This is a genomic window from Flammeovirga sp. OC4 (assembly GCF_000812565.1).
GTDB lineage: Bacteria > Bacteroidota > Bacteroidia > Cytophagales > Flammeovirgaceae > Flammeovirga.
Map to the genome: position 1 here is coordinate 56,364 of NZ_JTAM01000054.1, position 19,926 is coordinate 76,289.

13 protein-coding genes are annotated in these 19,926 nt (G+C 34.7%); 5 read left to right on the plus strand and 8 right to left on the minus strand.

What is annotated here, in order from left to right; genetic code table 11:
• Positions 1-19 precede the first annotated feature (19 nt).
• The 5 genes from PL77_RS21985 (at position 20) to prfA (ending at position 8,947) form a co-directional block, all read left to right on the plus strand.
• A complete protein-coding gene (locus PL77_RS21985) occupies positions 20-517 on the plus strand; it encodes a dihydrofolate reductase (protein ID WP_044210310.1) in 498 nt (165 codons plus the stop codon).
• A gap of 11 nt (positions 518-528) precedes the next feature.
• Positions 529-1,347, plus strand: a complete 819-nt coding sequence (prmA, locus tag PL77_RS21990; RefSeq protein ID WP_044210312.1) for a 50S ribosomal protein L11 methyltransferase — start codon at positions 529-531, stop codon at positions 1,345-1,347.
• A 104-nt stretch (positions 1,348-1,451) separates the two neighbouring features.
• A complete protein-coding gene (locus tag PL77_RS21995) occupies positions 1,452-6,818 on the plus strand; it encodes a hypothetical protein (protein ID WP_044210314.1) in 5,367 nt (1,788 codons plus the stop codon).
• 14 nt (positions 6,819-6,832) lie between these two features.
• On the plus strand, positions 6,833-7,726 hold the full coding sequence (locus PL77_RS22000; RefSeq protein ID WP_156152482.1) for a toxin-antitoxin system YwqK family antitoxin: 894 nt from the start codon (positions 6,833-6,835) through the stop codon (positions 7,724-7,726).
• 147 nt (positions 7,727-7,873) lie between these two features.
• Complete coding sequence (gene prfA / locus PL77_RS22005) at positions 7,874-8,947, plus strand: peptide chain release factor 1 (protein ID WP_044210316.1); 1,074 nt, start codon at positions 7,874-7,876, stop codon at positions 8,945-8,947.
• 93 nt (positions 8,948-9,040) lie between these two features.
• On the opposite strand, the gene PL77_RS22010 is transcribed toward prfA, so the two are convergent.
• The 8 genes from PL77_RS22010 to PL77_RS22045 all read right to left on the minus strand — a co-directional run bounded on the left by PL77_RS22010 (position 9,041) and on the right by PL77_RS22045 (position 19,893).
• Positions 9,041-9,472 carry a response regulator gene (locus tag PL77_RS22010; RefSeq protein WP_044210318.1) on the minus strand — a complete coding sequence of 144 codons (432 nt, stop codon included), beginning with the start codon at positions 9,470-9,472 and terminating at the stop codon, positions 9,041-9,043.
• Positions 9,472-10,557, minus strand: a complete 1,086-nt coding sequence (locus PL77_RS22015) for an ATP-binding protein (RefSeq protein WP_052444632.1) — start codon at positions 10,555-10,557, stop codon at positions 9,472-9,474. The genes PL77_RS22010 and PL77_RS22015 overlap by 1 nt, the downstream gene beginning before the upstream one ends.
• 443 nt (positions 10,558-11,000) lie before the next feature.
• On the minus strand, positions 11,001-11,678 hold the full coding sequence (locus tag PL77_RS30915; RefSeq protein ID WP_052444633.1) for a T9SS type A sorting domain-containing protein: 678 nt from the start codon (positions 11,676-11,678) through the stop codon (positions 11,001-11,003).
• Positions 11,679-11,725: 47 nt separating this feature from the next.
• Positions 11,726-12,484, minus strand: a complete 759-nt coding sequence (locus PL77_RS22025; protein ID WP_044210320.1) for a hypothetical protein — start codon at positions 12,482-12,484, stop codon at positions 11,726-11,728.
• Positions 12,485-12,698: 214 nt separating this feature from the next.
• A complete protein-coding gene (locus tag PL77_RS22030; protein WP_044210322.1) occupies positions 12,699-13,034 on the minus strand; it encodes a hypothetical protein in 336 nt (111 codons plus the stop codon).
• Between the two features lie 78 nt (positions 13,035-13,112).
• Positions 13,113-13,772: a response regulator transcription factor gene (locus tag PL77_RS22035; RefSeq protein WP_044210325.1), complete on the minus strand. Its 660-nt coding sequence runs from the start codon at positions 13,770-13,772 to the stop codon at positions 13,113-13,115.
• Between the two features lie 15 nt (positions 13,773-13,787).
• Positions 13,788-16,430 carry a tetratricopeptide repeat protein gene (locus PL77_RS22040; RefSeq protein ID WP_044210327.1) on the minus strand — a complete coding sequence of 881 codons (2,643 nt, stop codon included), beginning with the start codon at positions 16,428-16,430 and terminating at the stop codon, positions 13,788-13,790.
• 1 nt (position 16,431) lies between these two features.
• The gene (locus PL77_RS22045) at positions 16,432-19,893 is read right to left on the minus strand and encodes a two-component regulator propeller domain-containing protein (RefSeq protein WP_044210330.1); all 3,462 of its coding nucleotides are present in this window, start codon (positions 19,891-19,893) and stop codon (positions 16,432-16,434) included.
• Positions 19,894-19,926: the final 33 nt, after the last annotated feature.

Consider the following 19,926-nt stretch of genomic DNA (forward strand, 5'->3'; position numbering starts at 1 on the left):
ATTTTAATAAATATATAATATGAAAATATCCATCATTGTAGCAAAAGCTACTAATAATGTGATAGGAAAAGATAATCAGCTGATTTGGCATATTCCTGCTGATTTAAAATACTTTAAAAAAGTGACTTCTAACCATACGGTAATTATGGGTAGAAAAACACATGAATCTATCGGTAAGTGTTTACCTAACAGAGTAAATATTGTCATTTCTAGGAATCCTGACTTTCAGACTTATGACGGAGGCCAATTAACCAATAGTTTAGCTAATGCCATAGAAATGGCTAGAGAAAGAGGCGAACAAGAGGTATTTATTATCGGTGGTGGAAAAATTTATGAAGAGGCAATGAAAATTGCAGATAAGCTTTATATCACAGAAATACATGATCAATTTGTTGGTGACACTTTCTTCCCTGATATTTTACCTACTCAATGGTCAGAAATTTCAAGGTTTGAATACCCCAAAAATTTGACGTCTCCGTATGCTTATTCTTTTGTAAATTATATCCGTAATAAATAATAAAAAATTCCATGAATTACATCGTCATTAAAGTGAAATGCAATGAAGAACTGAGTGAAGTGCTTCAAGCGGTATTGGGAAATGTTGGGTTTGATGCATTTCTTGAAAATGACCATGGTTTTGAAGCTTCCATAGAGAAGGGACTTTACAATGAAAATGAAGTCAAAGAAGCCTTAGCCTTCTTTGAAAAAGAGATAACTTACACAGTTGAAGAGCAAGAAAAGCAAAACTGGAATAAACTATGGGAAAGTCATTATGATCCCGTAGAAATAAGTGACGAACTTCAAATTAGAGCTTCTTTCCACCCTTCTAACCCTCAATATAAATACGAGATTGTCATCACACCCAAAATGTCATTTGGTACTGGACATCATGCAACAACTACTTTGATGCTAAGAAACCAACTGACCATTGACCACAAAGGTAAAAATGTGGCTGACTTAGGATGTGGTACTGGAATTTTAGCGGTAATGGCTAAACTGCTAGAAGCAAAGCAAGTAGATGCTTGTGACATTGAGGATTGGTCTTGTGAAAACGCTCTAGAAAATGCAGCTCTTAATAACGTGGATTTAAGAGTGACTGTAGGAACGGTACACGAAATGGAAAAGCTAGATGAATACGAAATCGTGTTAGCTAATATCAATAGAAATGTATTATTGGAAGAAATGCCTACTTATCAAAAACTAATTACAAAAGGCGGGAAACTATTATTAAGTGGTTTTTACACAGAAGATCTTCCAATAATTACTGAAAAAGCAAATTCAGTAGGTCTTACTTACCTTTCACATTTAGAGAAAGATAATTGGGTAAGTGCCGTATTTGAGAATTAATACTTTTTGGAGTATTTTTTGCGAAACAAGCTTATTAGTAGGCTGTAATTGATCAAAAGTGTCTATTACAGCCTCTTTTATTTTTAAATCCGTCTTTTGAACTTATGTTTTCAAAGCTTCAATATAAATTACTACCTCTACTCTTCTTATTGAGTTTTTACTCTACAACGCTTTGGGCACAGTCTGAAAATAATGCAAAATCAGATTCCCTAATCCAAAAATACTATCATCCCTTTACAGAATATGATAGCTTTTTAGTAGATCTCAATTTGTATTTACAGAAAGGTGTCCGATTAGGAAGTGATACCATTATGCTTGATTTTGAATCGCATTGGCAAAACAATGTAATTCAGGAAAATCAAAAGAAATGGATTTATAAAAGTACTAAGCGTATGCACAAAAACCGCATCACTTATAGAAAGCATGCGGCTTTGTACTACGGTTGTGTGATGGCATTTTTAGACTCAGCAGGTCATAATAATGGACAGTTTACGCGATTCTTAGAAATAGCAGATACTTGTCTTATTTCCTATAGCCCAAAGATTACCCATAACTTCTTCTATAAATCAAGACTATTTTTAGAGAAAAGACTGATTGAAAAATCAAAATATACAACCATCAAGGTGAATGGTGGAGAGTATGAATTCACGCACGAATTGGCCGCTGAAGGTTATGTGAGTGATAATATGGTCATAGATATAAATACAGAAGCAACAAAGGAAACGCCTAAAGAAGATTGGTTCCAATCGGGTGAAGATGTAGCTCAAGAAGATACTTCTGGCTCCTCCGAATGGGGAGACGACTCCTCTAGCGATGATAGTTCCTCATGGGAAGACAATGGAAGTGTAGATTGGGGTGATGATAGTGGAGGTGACGACTCATGGGACAGCGGCAGCATAGACTGGGGCGATGACAGTAGCAACAATTGGAGCTCTGATGACGGCACATCAGATTGGGGAGATTCATGGAATGGAGATGACAGCAATATCGAAGTTTATGATGAAGGAAGCAGTGACGGAAGAGACAATGGTGTGGAAGCTGATACGTATGCTTTCTCTGAAGATTGTAATGATCAAACTTCTGAAATTCAAGATTATGACCCTGGGATAACAGAAATGCCTCCATTAGAAGGACCAATGCTTCATATTTCTGAAGCTGATCTTCTTATTACTACCAAATTTGACACAGCGTTACTTGAACATACTGTAGGTACATTCTTATTCAAATCTGATACAATTGTTTGTCAGGGAGGACGTTTCTTCTGGGAAAATGTCAACTTCTCAAAAGATTCTGCTTGGTGCGAATTACCTCACTTTAGTTTTGATACAAGAGTAGCTTACATTGAAGCAGACCATGCAGAAATGTACTTTAGTCATTATTTAGATACGATTGCTATTGGTGCATTTACGTACAAAAGTGGCCACTTCAACAAATTTCCTGAAAGGGCAATTTATCCTCAATTTATAAGCTATAACAACAATTTACATTGGAAAAACCTTCCTGAAGAAATTGAACTAAAGGGCGGATTTGCGATAAAAGGTATGCATACCGTTTCCAAAGCTATTTCTGGAGCACCTACTACTATCACCGTAAAAAATGATAGTGCTGCTCTTTTCACTTTGAGTTCTGACAAAGGTGTTAGGGTCAATGATGAAGGTAAAATGATACGAACGAAATCAAGTAAGGTAGATATTTTTTATGCTGAAGATGACACTATTGAACATCCTTCAGTCAATACCTATCTCAGTATTGGAGATAGCACCAAAAAAGTGTATTTCCGTAAAACCACTGATATCTTTAGATTTAACCCTTTTACCTTAAGTGCCCAAGATGTAAATGTTTATGCTGACGCAATCGAATGGGATATCCAAGAAGACTCTTTAGATTTTAAAATTATAGGAGGGCAAAAGATCGTTCCTTTAATTGTTGAATCAGAAGATTTTTTCCACCCAGGATTTGTATCAAGAATTCAAGGAATGAAAAAATTTCATCCGTTAATGATTCTTGTTAATCATTCGAGGTCACATAGACGTAAATGTTTTGATGCTGGAGCACTTGCCAAAGAACTTAATATCAACGACGAACAGTTTGATGAAAGTTTAAGATCAATGGCCATTGATGGACTTATTGATTACGATCCTTACTCGAGGATCGTAAAACTTAATGATAAAGCCTACAGGTATCTTGATCGATATTTTTATGCATCAAGTGAAAGAAGAAGAAGAGCAATGACTTCAAGGATGAATTTCGAAAGCTTAAGTGCAAGACAAGAGAAAGCACTTTATGACAGAGATTTTGATAATTTGAGTATTGCGGCTTTACTTCCTGAAGATGGAAGTGCCAATGCTACTCTTTCCTTAGATGATAGTTCTAAATTGATTCTCAAAAAAGTGCCTTACTTCCCTATCTCTGATTCACTCAATGTGTCTGTTACTCCGGATAGTGCCGGTTTAACGATCGCAAAAGAGCGACAACTTACATTTGGTGGACAATTTATAGCAGGTACTTATATTTTCAGAGGTGATGAGTTCACTTTCGATTATGATAGTTTCCTAATACAACTAACGGAAGTGGATTCTATCAACTTTATAGTAAAAGACAGCCTTACTGGTAAGTTAAAAGAAGCTCCAAACCCTCTAGTTGACTCAGGAGGTACACTTTATATTAATAAATCATTCAATAAAAGTGGCTTATTAAGTATTAATGGTTACCCTTCATTCAACGCCACATCAGATAGCTCTAGCAAAGGCGGAAAAATATATTACGACAGACCTACAATTTTAAATGGTGCCTATGACAAAAGAATTGTCTTTGAACTTGACACATTTACAGTTGACGCATCACAAGAACATAGTGACGTTGCTTTCAATGGTGTTTTAAATACAGGAGGAATATTCCCTTCATTCATAGACAGTGTGGTCATGGACCCCTCTACAGGTATTTTTGGTTTAAAAAGAAATACCAATCACAATGCCTCTTGGGGAAGTTCAAAAGGATGGCCTATTTATGTCAAAGAGAAAAAGACTGAATTCGGCCCTAGACTGTCTGGTAAAGGTCATTTTGATGGCGACTTTTCTTTGAGCCACAAAGGTATTAGAGGAGAAGGAGAGTTAGAATATCTAAGTAGTGAATTCAAATCAGAAGATTTTATTTTCTACTCAGATTCTGTGACTACAAAAGGTACAAAAGGTATCATTGAGTCTGACATTCACCCAAGAGTAGACATGCATACCTACGAGATGAAATGGTATGTATTCAAGGATAGTATGGCTTTTAAAGGATCACATGAAGAACCTTTTACGATTTATAATGACGATACTAAGTTTTCTGGAAACCTTGCCTTACTTCCAACGAAAATCTTTGGAGAGGGAGAAGTAGAAACCTCAGAATCAAATAATAGGTCTCAGAATTTCAGATTCCAAAAAGACGGTTACATCAGTAGGCACTCCACTTTTGATATTAAATCTAATATTGAAGGAAGTCCATCAATGCATGGTAATGATATTAGAGTTGCTAGAAATGTCGTTGACAATAAAGTACTGATACGTACAGAAAATAGCAGTGGTAGTAGGTCATCACTTACTTTCCCTGCCGTTAACTTCCAAACCTCAATTAAAGAAGCACTTTGGGATATTGAAGCAAAAAAGATCTTCATGTCCGCTGGTAATGGTCAAAAGGGTAAGTTTATATCAAATGAACCCTCTCAAGACTCCCTACTGATTGAAGGTGATTCAGCGAATTACGACTTAGCTTCGAGTAAATTAAATATCTATAATGTCGACAAGATAAGGGTTAATAATCTTGATATTATTCCTGACTCCAGCAATCAAACTGTAAAAATCAGTAATGGGGCCACGATAGAACCTTTGACCAACGCTAAAATTATTTTAAGTAGATATACAAAACTTCATACTGTATACGATGCCAACGTAGAGCTTATTTCAAGAAAAGAAATCAACGCTACAGGTAAGTATAATTATAAAAATGAGCTTGGTGAGACAAAACTGATCATGATAGATAGAATTATCGCAAAGGAATTCTACAATAATGATCTTGATGATAATACAATACAAAATAGAGCTTACGGAAAAATCTCTGAAGATGATCCTTTATTATTTGTAGGAGGTTTACAATACTATGGTAAGATTGGCTTAGTGGAAAATAAAAAAGTAGCCCGCTTTAAAGACGGCAGTGCTCGATTACATATTCCAGGTCAATCTACACAATGGTTTAAGTATGAATCTACAAATGATGATGATAATACAGACTCTACAGCACATGTAATTGTAGATCAAAATTTAATCTCTACAGAAGAAAATCGTCCATTAATCACAGGTCTTTTCTATGATGAAAAAAATGGATATGTCTACAATAGTTTCATTGAACGTCCTGACGGATACAGAAAAGAACATCGAAAAATCTTTAATGTAGAAGGTTTATTGAAGTTTGAATCTTTAGATGGAACAAGTAACAAGGGTGTTTTCAATATTAAACCTAAAAGGTATTTCGATGAACTTGCTAATGGTGAAGAAGAGCTCTTTGCTTCAATTGCTGGTAATTGGTTTAGTTTTGATCATCAACGTAATGAAATCAACTTTAGAGGTAAAGTAGATTTACTAAAACCAAACCCTAAAGAAAAAGTACCTACTATTGTTACTTCAGCTGAAGGAGTGGCAATGCATGAAATTGACGAACTAACGATGAATGCTTCTTTTGCAGTTGGACCTCGATTATCTTCTAAAGTTGCCGCATATATTCTTAATGATATGCGTTCTAATAAAGAAGATGCACCAAGAGTACTTCCAGAAGATTATGAAATCGATAGCTTAGGAGCATTAAACCATCAAATTGTTCCGTTATTCAATGAAAATCAATTTAAAAACTACTTGAATGGCTACGACATTGCAAGGTTACTGAACAACTATATTGTCATTTTAGACAACCCAATGATTTGGAACAGTAACAACGCAGCTTTCCATTCAAAAGGAGAACAAATCAAACTACTTTCTGCTTTTGGTGATGATATTAATACCGTAGTCACTGGTTTTATTGAAATACCAAAAGAAGAAGAAGGCGATCAAGATGGAGATCGTAAACCCAACGATAGACTTATCAATATATTCCTAGAAGGGCCTACAGGAATTTGGTATCATATAAGACAAGATAAAGGAGAATTAAGTATATTTAGCTCTAACAAAGCTTTCATGGAAGACATAAAGAAACAAAGTGATGTTTCTCCTGGTGATGCAAAACAGACTTTTGCATTCTTAGAATGGTATTATAATACCTACAAAGATGGCTCTGAAATCCCTTCAAAATATGATTTAGACCTCAATTCAGCTTTTGAGCAAGAAAGTGATTTTGGTAATGATTTCGATGGCGTAGATGACAAATCTGCTGAAAATGAAGAGGAAGAAGACAGTCTTGATAGTATTCCAGTGGAAGAGGAAGATGATGGAGATGATTTCTAAATTATACTAGAAAGATGACAAGACTTTTTTATCTTATTCAATCAGCATTCTTATTATTATGCTTAATAGGAATGTCTTCATATACTGTTTATGGTCAAAATGAAATAGACCAAGATGGTAAGAATAGCCTACCTAAACCAATGGTGGTTGCAATAGATTCTATTGATGAAGATGCACCTACTATTGAGTTGAACCCTGGTGCTCCGGAAGAAAAGGCTCAGGTGAAAAGGAAGAAAAAAAAGAAAAGAAATGTCTTTTGGGGAATTAAAGCCAAAAAACAATATACACGCTCCAATAGCAAAGGTAAAGTTGTATTTGAGCTTTTCTTTGTTTTACCTGAGTATGAAACTCCCAACCCTTATGCTCCGCTAAAGTATTATTATAATCCTAAGGAACGTAAAATTGAAAGAAAATCAACTTCTAATTCTAAATACGGCATTCCACTTCATGGTTCTTATGTAAAAATCGTAGAAAAAGACACCGTCACTACAGGTTATTTTTACAAGGGACTTTTAACAGGGAGATGGGTTTGGTATGGTAGCGACAAAACTATAAAAGATAAAAAGTTCTACTACATGGGGTTTCCAAAGGATGCTGAAATTACTTATTACGATTCTAAACAAACCAAAGTAAAAGAAGTAATTCCTTATCAACATGGAGAACTCAACGGTATCTATCAATCTTTTTATGAAAGTGGAAGAAAAAAAGTAGTTGGTAGTTATAAATATGGTTATAAAATTGGGAATTGGACCGAATATTATGACACTTTGGACCGAAGAGGTCAACAAAGAAGAAAGAAATTAACCCAGTATAGAAATAAAAATAACGTATACAGAAAAGATTACGCTGGCCCTAAAGTAAAATACGAATGGGATGAAAATGGAAAAGTTACCCACAAGAGTAAGTAATGATGATATAATTTATCTATTGTACACTGAAATTGCATTAAACCAAGTACTTAATCCACTGAACAAATGTTCATAAGCACTTTTTAAAACATTTCTTTTAATTAAAAAAGCGTACATTTGTAGAAATTATAGCAAAGTCAATCCGAGATGTTAGATAAACTTGAGAAAATAAAAGAACGCTTTGATCAAGTAAGCGAAGATTTGGTGAAGCCTGAGACTGTCTCAGACATGAAATTATACGCCAAATTAAACAAGGAATATAAAGATTTAGAGAAAGTTGTCAAGAAATACTTCGAGTACAAAAATATGCTTGAAGGTATTACTGAGGCAAAGGAAATATTAGAAGAAGAAAAAGATCCAGAATTGCGTGAAATGGCAAAAATGGAACTTGATGAACTTCAAGAAGGAATTCCAGGTATCGAAGAGGAGTTAAAAATGCTTTTAATCCCTAAAGATCCTAACGATTCTAAAAACGCAATCTTTGAGATTAGAGCAGGTGCTGGTGGTGATGAAGCTTCAATCTTCGCAGGAGATTTACTTCGTATGTACCAACGTTTCTGTGAAAAACATAAATGGAAATTATCAATTACTGACTTTGTAGATGGTACTTCTGGTGGTTTCAACAAGATCGTAGCCAATATTCAAGGCGAAGATGCTTACGGTATGTTGAAATACGAGGCAGGTGTTCACCGTGTACAACGTGTTCCAGCTACAGAATCTCAAGGACGTATCCACACTTCAGTAGCTTCAGTTGCTGTACTTCCAGAAATGGATGACGTGGAAATTGAATTGAACATGTCAGATATCCGTCGTGACGAATTCTGTTCATCTGGACCTGGTGGTCAGTCAGTAAACACCACTTACTCTGCCATCCGTCTTACTCACCTTCCTACAGGTATTATTGTACAGTGTCAGGACGAGAAATCGAAGTTGAAAAACTACGACAAAGCATTAAAAGAATTAAAATCTCGTCTTTACGCTATCGAAGAGAAAAAACGTCAAGAAGAGATTGGTGCAGAACGTAAGTCAATGGTAGGTTCTGGTGCTCGTTCGGATAAAATTCGTACGTATAACTACCCTCAAGGTCGTGTAACAGATCACCGTATCAACCACTCGGTATTCAACTTACCAATCGTTATGGATGGTGAATTACAAGATTTCATTGACCGTTTACGTATTGCAGATAACTTAGAAAAAATGGAGAACAGCGGTTTAGCTTAATTAGCACACTTTATCCGAAAATCTATATTATTAGAAAACCCTCATCTATTTAACTAGGTGAGGGTTTTCTATTAAAAGTGCTTCACTGTAGCTTTAACTCCGAAGCGGCTTTCTTTGTAATACATTTAGACTCAAGTTATAAGCAGACATTATGGTATCCACGGACAAGGGTTTATTCAGATAGCCCTTTACAGTAGGTAGCATATTGGCTTTTTGAAGATCATCATCATTGATGGAAGTGGTTAAAAGAAATAAAGAGATCTGTTCTCTAATTTCAATATCTAATTTATCGTATTCAGTAATAAACTCCCATCCATTCATCCTTGGCATATTTATATCTAAAAATATGATATTGGGCAAAGGATAACGCTCTTTATCTTCTTGCTTAAGGTAATCGAGTCCCTTTTCAGCACTTAAGAAAAAAGTACATTTTCTAGTAATTTTTGAGTCTTCGATGATCAACCGATTAAAAAAATTAATTGATTCACTATCATCGATTAATAAAATATGTGCTAATTGATCCATTATAAATTTGGTAGGTTAAAAAAGAAAGTACTGCCTTTTCCATAAGTTGATTTGACCCATAACTTACCTCCAGATACTTTCACTATTTTCATACAGTTGGAGAGCCCAAGACCGGTTCCTCTATAAACACTTTGATCAGTATGTAATCGTTGAAAAACCTGAAATATCTTCTTTTGATGCTCTTCACGAATACCGATTCCATTATCTTCTATGCTAAAAAGCCAACCGTTTTCTTGCGGTTCCGCTTTAATAATGATTTTTGGTTGATTACCTTCTCTCTGATATTTTAATGCATTTTCTATCAGGTTCTGAAATAGCAACCTCAAACCAACTTCACATCCGTTGAGTGTAGGTAAAGAAGCGGACTGAATTATGGCTTTTTTTTCATTAATCATTATCTGTAAATCCTCAACAATACCTTTCAAGATCTCATTAAGGTTTACTTCTGTGATGGTTACATTAGTTCCTAATCTTGAATGATGTAATATCCCTTTGATCATATTACTCATTCTTATTGCAGAATTTTCTAGATAACTGAGACACATTTGTCCCGTATCATCTAGTACATCATCATACTTATCTTTAAAAATTTCAACAAAGCTTGTTATCGTATTTAAGGGTTCTTGAAGGTCATGGGAAGTGATATAGGCAAACTCCTCCAAAGACCTGTTTTTTTCTTTGAGTACAATATTATTTTCAATTAACTCTCTTTCTGCTTTTTTCAACCTGGTGATATTGTTACAGGTCACCATTACTTCTTGACGTGAGAGTGGAATAGCCTTAATGACATAGGTGTTCTTACTGACTTGGCAATCTCCATATTCAACTTCCCCTACATTAACTGTTCGCTGTTCTCTTAGTGATTTGTAATACAATGAAGGAAGCCTGGTCTCAAATAATTCAGGAAAAGAAGTTTTAAAGTCAGTCCCTACCAAATCCCTCAAGTCAGTTCCTATAACCTCTTTATTGACTGAATTCGCATACACAATATCAAAATTTAATATTTCATCTGATTTCAATCGTAAAACATATACTGCCGTATTTAAATGGTCAAGTAGTAAAGAGGTGTTATAGGATGGTTTCATAGGCGGTTGTATAATAGTTACTTGGGGTTTATCATAAAAGATCAATTTAAAATAATCTAGAACTTTTGCACTCTATGACATGAAGGTTATAAGAAAGGTGAAAGATATTCTTATTTAAATACTCGATTTTTTTCTCTCTTGTTGATCGAATAGTTATAACAGTTTACACAAAAGTAAACATCCACTTAACACATTGTACTGTTATTGGGTATATTGAAATAATAATTCTTTTTGCCCCTGCCTCACTCTCTTCAATTTTTATTTTACAATCCGATAACGAAACAAATTCTTTAATAGTTCGATCTCTTTGGAATAAAAATAATTTGTCTCCTAATAGTTAAATTTCAGCAATATTGAAGTATATAAATACTCCATCCAAAGACGATAATACCCCTTAGGATGGAATAGGTTAGACTAACTCGTATGTTTTATTTTTTGATAACTTATTGAATAAATAATCTTTTTTTCGTGATCTCTCTACCCGATTTTATTAAAATATAATATATGCCTGCACTGTAATGTCGAGAAATATCCATTGGTTTTAAATAAGAATTAGAGCTTATACTTTCAATATACTCACTCCACACCTTTTCCCCTTTATTATTAAAAATTTGAATACTCAAATCATTTCCCTTATTCAAACCAGAAAGGTGAATTTGTGTCTCTTTTCCTTTCGTCACACTATTAGGCATTACTTGAGCACATAATTCTATTTTTGCATTCGTAAAAGTAATTTGAATAGGGCCAAATATTTCATTTGCACCATCAAGATCTACTTGTTTAAGTCGATAAAAAGCATTTGACAATGGATTGTGATCTTCAAACTTATATTCAATCACTGATTTAGAGTTTCCACTGGCATTTACTCTACCTATTGTTTCCCAATATTTTTTATCGGATGAACGTTGAATATCAAAATAAGCAGCATTATTTTCTGAAGCAGTTTCCCATTGCATCATCACTTTGTCCTCTTTTAGATAGGCTTCAAAATAAGTCAATTCAACAGGAATATCTTCTGGAGTACCATTGTCAGTTATACCCTCATCATCTTCAGGGTTGTTTTGAGCGAATGATAAATGAGAAATTAATAACAATGATAGAAAGAAATATATGGTTTTCATGATCAATGAGCGATTTAGGGAAGAAGGTTATAACAGGGAAAAAGCTATTAGAATTGCATGTTTAAAGCAGAGTATAATTGGAAGATAGCTTGATTATCACCGTGATGTAATACGGAATATTGAGGTTCTACAAAGAAGTTGCATACTGTGTTCCCTACCTTCACTATTTTACCAATACCAAAGCCTACAGGAACGTTGTATTCTCCTTTTTCTAAATTAAAATTCCATGTTGGAGCTGTTCTGAAGTACATTCCATTGCTCACTTGCCAGAATGCAAATGGTTGTATAGCCATGAAATTCACATCATTTCTATTTGCGTCACCTCCTACATCGGTACGCCAAATCGCTAAACCACCCACTTGGAATTGTGGAGAGACACTTGCATATGCAACAGCCGCTGCACCTGCTGTCCACTTACCTGTACCTAACGAAGAGTGAGTAGCTGTTGGAGCTGACACTGATGGTCCAATACCTACTGATAATGTTGGCTTAGATACGGCTAAATAAGCTCCGAATAAGTCAAAATCTCCTAGTCCAGATCTACTTATTCCTAACTCAGGATTTGAATAAGTATTGATGGGCAATGAAGCTCTCCATAATACTCGCCCAGTTGGTGTAGCAAATCGCATCCAATAAGAAGACTGCGTAGCTTCACTATTTCCAGAAAGGTTTGGCGAATAATACTGTTGTAGATTGAATGCCGTCAAATTGGCTAAGGGATTATTTGCTTGTGCTTTTTCTTCAGCAGTTTGAGCAAATGAGAATGATGATACCAGAAGTAATACTACTATAAATAGATTTTTCATATTTGAGAGATTAAATGATTTTGATAATTCAAAGCTCTCGAAAAATGCTCCCCTATAGTGTAGTGTTTTACCAATTGTACCTTTTTAGGTAAATTACTTAACAGACTTCAAAAAAAGAGAATACAAAAAAAGACCTCATATTATGAGATCTTTAGTAGCTCAACAAACTACTGACAATAGTCTGCATGCAATGGAAAAATATCACACTTCAGTATTATACCTCACCAAAAACATCATGGATAGAATCCGTGAAGTCTAAGATGGAAACATAAGCGTGATATCCTTCCTCCATTAATTTATTGATCATATGATCTACTTGAAAGCAGTGCATTGCCACAATACAATCATTGGGAAACTTCTTTCTTACAATCCTCAACACTTCTGCAGAAGAAATACTTACATCCAGGAGATTTACAAAAATATATCCTTCAGATGTCAATTGATCATCTACGATTTCTTCTAAGTCCACTCTCTGGATGGGTGTCAAGGAATGAATTTGCTCTACAAGTTTATTATTTAGATTATTCTCTTTTCCTATTAATAAATTCATGTCCTCAGGGTTTACACACAAATCTATTCTTTACATTGGACTAGTCAATCAGAGAATTACCTATTTTGCATAAAAATCTTAGATATCATCGAACAATTCTCGGTCAATTGCGTATAAGATCAGCCCTGCCAAGTTTTTACTTCCCGTTTTATCCAGAAGATTACGTTTGTGAGCATCTACAGTCCTCACACTAATGAAAAGTTCTTCAGCAATCTCCTTATTTGTTTTTTCTTTTAATATCAAATGAAGTACTTCTGTTTCCCTTTCGGATAACGGAACCTCCAAAGCCACATTTGATTTTTGTGGTTTTACCTTTCTGATGTTATTAATGATAGCATTTGTTACCTCCGGAGAATAATAAGTTCCACCCGAATACACCATTCTGATCCCGCTAATTAGTTCTTCCTCACTACAGTTTTTCAATAAATATCCCATGGCACCTTCTCCTAGCATTTTCTTGATATGCTGACTTTCTCCCAACATTGTTAATGCCATTATTTTTATAGAAGGGTATTTCTCTTTTACGTTTTGTACCAACTCCAAACCATCCATGACAGGCATATTTACATCCGTCAGCAAAATATCTACATCACTATTTTTCTCTAACTGATCCAGACAATCTTTTCCATGCTCCGCCTCTCCAATAATTTCAAAATCACTTTCATCCAATAGGAAGTTTTTCAATCCTTCTCGAATCATTTTGTGATCATCTACCAAAAACAGTTTAATCTTTCCCATTTTATAGTCTATCTATTAAAAGTTTTTATTTATCTCTATTAATAATGTCGTTCCCCTCCCTTCTCTACTTTCTATTTCCAAAAATCCATCGATGGCATCCAATCGGTTTTTCATTCCTTTGAAACCTAAACCAGTTTCTTCTTTCAAAACCTTTACTGCATCAAATCCTACACCATTATCTTCAATCGTCAACATATAAATATCTTCATAGTTTTTCAATTGAATATCAACTTTAGTTGCTTTCGAATACTTAAATATATTATTGATTCCCTCTTGAAGAATACGATATAAAGTCAATTTGATTTGTTGATTTTCAATTTGGTGTTCTTCAAAGTTGTGGAAGAACTCAAATTCAATTTTATCAGTACTCTTATCCACTTCAAAGATTAGGCTTTCAAAAGCCTTGATAATACCAAAATCTACTATTGCTTTTGGCATCAAGTTGTGAGCGACACTTCTACTTTCTGTGATGGATTGTTGAAGGTAGTCGTAGGCTGTTCCGAAAGTCTCTATGACATCGGAAGATAAGCCATTTATACTTTTCCTCACTTTCTGGAAATTCAATGAAGAGACAGTCAAAGTCTGCTGTAACCCATCATGAATATCTTTCGAAATCCTGTTTCTTTCAATATCCTCTGTCGTCATAACAGCATTTAGAATATCCTGTGCTTTTTGTTTAATGGAAGTAATATCTGTAAGCGTTCCAACTACTCTTTCCGCATTATTATTATCATCTCTTGAAACTATTTTCCCTTTGATTTGTACCCAAATGTATTTTCCAGATTTATTCTTCAGCCTGCCTTCGGTAATCAGACTCCCTGCTTTACTTTTCAGTATTAAATCAAAGTAGGAGTCTGCTTCTATTTTTTTTAAATCATCAGGGTGAACTCTACCGGAAATTTCTTCTCGCTTCTCCTCAAAGGCATAAGGTTCATATCCCAGCATTGTGTAAAGTGCTGGACTGAAAATCACCTGATCTGTTTTTACTTTCCAATCCCAAATACCATCATTAGAAGCCTCCAAAGCATATCTAAGTTGTTCTTCTCGATCTGCTATTTCTTTTGACCTTTCGATGACTTTTTCTTCCAAATTCTCATTGAGTTCATTCAACTCTACTACTTGACCTTCAATGATTCTTTTTTGTCTTCTAGTCAATCGAACTCTATTGACAGCGAAAATTGTAAACAAGGTGACTAAGCCTAAAATGATGATTAAAGCAGTTCTTTGGTTCTTTGATTGAGTTAATTTTACTTTATTGATCTGTTGTTTACTTGCATAATTCAAACTATCAGCTAGAGCTCTTTTTTCGTTTTCGTATTTGTATTGTTGATGTAGTACATCTTGCTGGTTTTCTAGATTAAGTACACTGTCTCTTGTATCAATATAGATTTCATAATTCTTCAAAGCCAGTTTACTTTGTCCCAACTCCGAATAAATTTTATATAATTCCTTCGCAAAATCTCTGGTTTGTTCTATTTCTAAGCCTTCTGCGAGCATCATGGCTTTATTTATATTAAAGATTGCTTTATCATAGTTTCCTTTCTTTTTGTAATACATACCATAAGTATAGTAAGAATTCGCAATCCCTTTTTTGTTGTCCAGTTTTGTATTTATTTCTAACATCTCATTGACGATTTCTAGGACACCTTCTAATTGATCCTTTCTTAATTTTATCAAGGCTTTATTAAAAAGAAGATTACTGATAGAAAGTTTACGGTCTAATTCTTTTGCGATGGATAATGCTTCTTCAAAATATTGAAGGGCTTTATCATATTCTTCTCTATCATCATAGTAAATCCCAAAACCTGAGAGACATCTTAACATTCCTGCTTTATCACCAATTCTCTTTCTGATGTCATAGCTTTTTTGGGTGTATTTCAAGTAATTTTTATCATCTTTAAGTTTAGAATAGGTGTTAGCAATATTCATATAGGTGTAGGCTATTGAATAATCATTTCCTTTCTTCTCATTAATTTTTAAGGCTTCGAATTGAAGCTCAACGGCTCCACTCATATCGCCTTTTCTTGATTTCAATATGGCCAAGTTATTTAGAGGTGCACTTTTGAGGACTCCTGCTTCAGTGTACAATTCATGGCACTTGATAAGGTTCTTCTCAGCATTTTCATAGTCTTTTTGTATAAGGTGGATGATCCCAATATTGTTCATCACATCCGCCATACGTTCCTTATCATTTAAACTTAAGAAGAGCTCATAACTCTTCTCATAATAGGCTACAGCTGTTTCATATTCACCTCTTGCATAATAAGTGGAACCAATACCATAAATTCCCCTAGAAACTGACAAACTATCTTTGGCTTCTCTACCTAAAGTGATTGCTTTATTAAAAGTTTCTTCAGCTTCGACATAACTCCCTTTCCTATACAATGCCTTTCCTCTTACAATCAAAGATGCTGATTGATACTCTAACAGATTCCTTTTTTTAGCATATTGATAGCCTATTTCAGCTATGATGAATACACTATCTGTATCCTTCTTGATGATTTCTTTACCATGCTCCAATAAGGCCTCCAAACGAGTGGTGTCTTCTATTCCTGCATCAGACCAAATACTCCATAAAGAATCCGCCTTGGATTGACAGAAAGCAACTTCTGAAAAGAAAATCAAAAAGACGCTAATCAAGATAATGTTACTTTTCATATTAAATGCTCTTTTTGATTTCAATTAATAATGTTGTTCCCCTTCCTTCTCTACTTTCTACCTCTAAGAAACCTCCGATGGCATCCAATCGATTTCTCATTCCTTTGAATCCCATTCCTGACTCTCCCTTCAGTACTTTCTTTACATCAAAACCTACCCCATTATCTTCAATCGTCAGCATATAAATATCCTCATAGTTTTTGAGTTGAATATCTACCTTGGTGGCTTTAGAATACTTAAAGATATTGTTGATCCCTTCTTGAAGAATACGGTACAGGGTCACTTCAATTTGGTAGTTGTCTATCTGATATTCTTCGAAATTATGAAAAAAATGAAAGTCGATTTCCTCACTACTTTTATCTACTTCGGTGATCAAACTTTCAAAGGCCGAAATAATACCGAAATCTGTGATTGCTTTTGGCATTAAACTATGTGCTACAGATCTACTTTCGGTGATTGACTTTTGCAGGTATTCCCAGCCTGTTTCGAACTTTTCAATTACTATCTGAGGAACACCTTTCAAGTTCTTTTTGACTGACTGAAAATTCAATGAAGAAATTGTCAATGTTTGCTGTAGACCATCATGAATATCCTTAGAGATTCTACTTCTCTCATTATTTTCAGTACGAATAATAGCCTCAATAACTTCTTGTGTTTTCTTCTTTTTCTCTGTGATATCAATGTACGTTCCTACAATACGAAGTGGATCTCCAACCTCATCTCTTTCTACGATTTTACACTTTACTAAAACCCATATTTGTTTTCCATTCTTATGCTGGAACCTAAACTCCTGATCCTCTATTTCATCAATCAATTGCTGTTTTCTTGGTTCTTCATAAGTGGTTATCCAAAGATCTTTATCATCTGGGTGTATAAATGGTAAAATGCCCGTATGAGGGTCACAATCACTAAGTGTATATCCCAACATTTCTGCACAAGCATCGCTGATTTTGAGCGTGTCATAGTACACATTATAATCCCAGATACCATCCTTTGTAGCTTCTAGAGCATATTTCAATCGTTCTTCACTTTCGAAAAGGTTGTCGTTCAATTCTGTGATTTCCTCTGTTCTTTCCTTTACAATATTTTCTAGATTTTCATTCAGGTATTTCAGCTCCTGAGTTCGTTCATTGACCTTAATTTGTAATCTTCTTCTTTGTGCTTTTAATACGCTCAACCTCCATTGAAAAATTAGATAGATCAAAAGTCCAAACAAAATAACATAACATGTTTTTGCCAATAAGGTCTTGAACCAAAATTCCTTTTTGACAAATTGATAAGGATTACTGAGGTAGGTAAAAGAGTTGTCAGAGTTTAGAATTCGTGCTTTAAAAGTATATTTCCCGGCAGGTATATCATTATAATACGCCACCGTTCTGGTTCCCATTTTAATCCACTCTTTATCATACCCTTCTAATTTATATTCATAATTAAAAGTTGCTCCTCTCGAAAAATCAAGTGTTGACAAATAAAACTCTAATTGATTTAGATCTGCCTCAACTTCTGATGGAAACGTATTCAAGAGTTTACCATTAATGGCTATCTGTTGTAAACTAAGCTTGGGTGGTGAGTAATAGACATCTCTAGGTCTGAATAAATAAAGGTTATGTTTGGTCAATAAATACAATTCTGATTTATGCTTGACAAACTGTGGCTGATAACCTAATTCATGAAAAGCACCACCAAGTAAAACCCATCGAAACTTTTTCCCCAAATTGATTCGATGTCCTTTTTGACCTGAAACCGGAATTATTTCTTGAAGATAAGGCTCTCTCGAATGCACCACATAAAACCATTTCCCTTGTGAGGAAGACATTGCAATCATCATAGCCTGATTAGCAGGCAGATTGTTACGGGTATCATATTTTACAGCAGTGCTATCATTAATGATATGTACAATTCCACTTCCATACGTTCCCACCCAAAGCGTAGAATCTTCCTCCAAAGCCAGACTTACCACATATTTTTCTAATGCAAAGTCTAATTTACTTAACTTCAAAGAGTCTCCTTCCACACTGTAAAAGCCTAAATTTGTACTTAACCAATCTTTACCCAACGTACGGTTCAAACCTTCAATTTCTACGAAACTGTTTCTGACTTTTAGCAGTGTATCTTTTTTTGCGATGTAAAATCCAGTAGGATCGTTAAGAAGATAATCACCGTTGGAAAGCTGAAAGAAATCGTATACTTTTCCTTCTTTCAGGTGATGAATAACTTGGTAAATACCATTGATTTTTTGAAGTTCAAATGCTCCTTTGTCGGTGGATAAAAGAAGGTGATTGTTGATAGAAATGGCTGTTTCATAAATTACATTTCCGATATCACCAATGACTTTCAGCTTTTCAATTTGATTATTCTTGAATGTAAAAAGTCCATTTTCCCTTGATCCCAAAATAAGCTGTCCGTCTATATCAATAGGCCTTTGAAAAGCGACGTTTTGGGCTTCTTCAGATTTATTCATTTGATGCAAAGCAGTATTTGAAAAGTAGTTCAATCCTGCCATAGTGCCCAGCCAAAGGTTATTGTCTTTATCCAAAAAGATAGAGCGAATAGTACTGTTTGTCAACCCATCATCGTCATACATAGAAGAAACCTGATCTTTATAAATACGATGGAGACCAACACCGCCTCCCCAAATTGTACTGTCTTCTTGAATAAGTATTTTTCTAACAGGTGATTTTGTCTTATTTTTTCCTACCCACTGTTTGATAAAACCCTCCTCTTTAGAGTAATGCCATAGTTCGCCCCAAAGCCCACCAATCACATAATTATCACCAAAGTCTTTAATCGAAAAAGCCATCATACCGACGGGATCATTAAATACTTTTTGTATTGTATTGGTACTTGGGTTCCACTTATAAAAAATGGATTCGTCTTTCTGTGGGAATGTATGTAAGCCATAAATATTTCCATCATCAGAAGGAAATATTCTAAAGGGTCGAGGTTTAGGGTAATTGTGTTCTTTCAAGATACTGTTCTTAATCGAATACACTTTTCCATACCTCACAAACCAAATCACTCCATTTTTATCTTTAAAAAAACTCATGATACGGTTCAATTTCTGACCTTCCTTATCATAAATCTGAACCGCTTTATTGTCTTCCAAGTAAAAAACACCTCTTCGAGTGGCAAACCATAGTTTTCCATCATTATCAAACTCTATATTCACAATAGACTCCGTTTCTATAATAGGATCTGATTTTAGATTGATAATCTTAATCTGCGAACCGTCAAACTTCAAGAGTCCTCTGTCCGACCCAATCCATAAGTAGCCTTCTGGATCTTGATTGATGGCAAAAACTCTATCAATAGGAGTTTCTAGTATTTCAGTCCATGTTTTTAATTCATACTCATCTATTGGAATAAGTGGATTTAAGGATTGAGCGGTAACTATGCCTGAAAACCCAAGGAATAAAAGGAGCAGTATTTTAGTAGTTTTAAATAAATAGTTCAGACAGTACATAGTATAATATAGTTACCCCACTAGTTCGGACTG

What these genes read in the sequence shown, in the direction of transcription:
- PL77_RS21985 (WP_044210310.1), top strand. Translation starts at nt 20, where the DNA reads ATGAAAATATCCATCATTGTAGCAAAAGCTACTAATAATGTGATAGGA.
- prmA (WP_044210312.1), top strand. Translation starts at nt 529, where the DNA reads ATGAATTACATCGTCATTAAAGTGAAATGCAATGAAGAACTGAGTGAA.
- PL77_RS21995 (WP_044210314.1), top strand. Translation starts at nt 1,452, where the DNA reads ATGTTTTCAAAGCTTCAATATAAATTACTACCTCTACTCTTCTTATTG.
- PL77_RS22000 (WP_156152482.1), top strand. Translation starts at nt 6,833, where the DNA reads ATGACAAGACTTTTTTATCTTATTCAATCAGCATTCTTATTATTATGC.
- prfA (WP_044210316.1), top strand. Translation starts at nt 7,874, where the DNA reads ATGTTAGATAAACTTGAGAAAATAAAAGAACGCTTTGATCAAGTAAGC.
- PL77_RS22010 (WP_044210318.1), bottom strand. Translation starts at nt 9,472, where the DNA reads ATGGATCAATTAGCACATATTTTATTAATCGATGATAGTGAATCAATT.
- PL77_RS22015 (WP_052444632.1), bottom strand. Translation starts at nt 10,557, where the DNA reads ATGAAACCATCCTATAACACCTCTTTACTACTTGACCATTTAAATACG.
- PL77_RS30915 (WP_052444633.1), bottom strand. Translation starts at nt 11,678, where the DNA reads ATGAAAACCATATATTTCTTTCTATCATTGTTATTAATTTCTCATTTA.
- PL77_RS22025 (WP_044210320.1), bottom strand. Translation starts at nt 12,484, where the DNA reads ATGAAAAATCTATTTATAGTAGTATTACTTCTGGTATCATCATTCTCA.
- PL77_RS22030 (WP_044210322.1), bottom strand. Translation starts at nt 13,034, where the DNA reads ATGAATTTATTAATAGGAAAAGAGAATAATCTAAATAATAAACTTGTA.
- PL77_RS22035 (WP_044210325.1), bottom strand. Translation starts at nt 13,772, where the DNA reads ATGGGAAAGATTAAACTGTTTTTGGTAGATGATCACAAAATGATTCGA.
- PL77_RS22040 (WP_044210327.1), bottom strand. Translation starts at nt 16,430, where the DNA reads ATGAAAAGTAACATTATCTTGATTAGCGTCTTTTTGATTTTCTTTTCA.
- PL77_RS22045 (WP_044210330.1), bottom strand. Translation starts at nt 19,893, where the DNA reads ATGTACTGTCTGAACTATTTATTTAAAACTACTAAAATACTGCTCCTT.